We start from the raw sequence: 920 nt of genomic DNA, 5'->3' as shown, positions 1-920 counted from the left end.
CTACCGGCTGGTGGCTAGCCTTGGCCGGATGGGACTTGCACCCACTGGGTTTCACTTCATCCTTTCCACCTCCATCGGTTTCCCGGATGACCAGGCTTCGCCTGGCGCACTCAAAAGCGTTGGCCGATACTGGGTCAGTTTACTTGGCCATTAACACCTCCTGCCCAATCTCGCCGAGATCGCTGTCGCCGCCAGGGCACACCTCGCGCAGAAACCGGCGAATGACCGGCAGGTGGCGGATAATGGACTTCGGCGCTAGCCCGCGTTCTTGTCGTAGATAATCTGCGAACTTCTCGAATATCTGGTCCTCCGGCGTGATCGGCGGCAGAGGCGCAGGTGGAATGAGGTCCGCCTGGCGCATCACCGACTGCAGCCGCTTGAGCGCCGCCCAGTCGCCTGGCTGAATAGATTGCTTGCGCGCTCGGTGCCTCAGGTATCGGTCGAGCACGCGCTCATCGAGATCGGTCAGCTTCAAGCGGCTTCTTGTGAGCCAACTCAGGAGACCGTCGACCAAGTTCAGGCCTCGCCACGTGCCTTGGCTAGCCAGCCCGTCCTTGACGAGACGCGCCGCGTAGAGCTCGATGAGCTGTCCGTGGGGGCCACTCTTCAGGCGTCGGAACAGCCGGCTCCTGCCCAGATACTCTTCTGCCACCATAATCCTGTTCTCCAGTGTTGAACGGAGATACAAGACTAACTAGTGCCCATCCAGAAACACCCATTTTCAGCCAATTCAGCTTGTCTCCGAAGATGGGTACTGAGCTGAGTGCCTTCAAAAAAATGAAGGCGGCCAAATACTGGTCAGTTTGGATATTATCTGAGCAATCAACCCAAATTCCGGCCACGGGCGAGCGTCGCATGGCTTTTCCACGCGTCCTTTTTACCGCTTTTCAGTCCGAACCTGTCAACTAACCGGGATCGAG

At 58.0% G+C, this 920-nt stretch carries 1 protein-coding gene; it reads right to left on the bottom strand.

The annotated features are described in order from the left end of the window. Window positions 1-139: 139 nt before the first annotated feature. Window positions 140-655 (bottom strand): hypothetical protein, encoded by a 516-nt coding sequence (locus OP498_RS18385; protein ID WP_280554802.1) that lies wholly within the window; start codon window positions 653-655, stop codon window positions 140-142. Window positions 656-920: the final 265 nt, after the last annotated feature.

The sequence above is a fragment of the Halomonas sp. 25-S5 genome, assembly GCF_029889845.1.
Classification (GTDB): Bacteria; Pseudomonadota; Gammaproteobacteria; order Pseudomonadales; family Halomonadaceae; genus Halomonas.
This window is presented reverse-complemented; position numbering and strand designations above follow the sequence as displayed.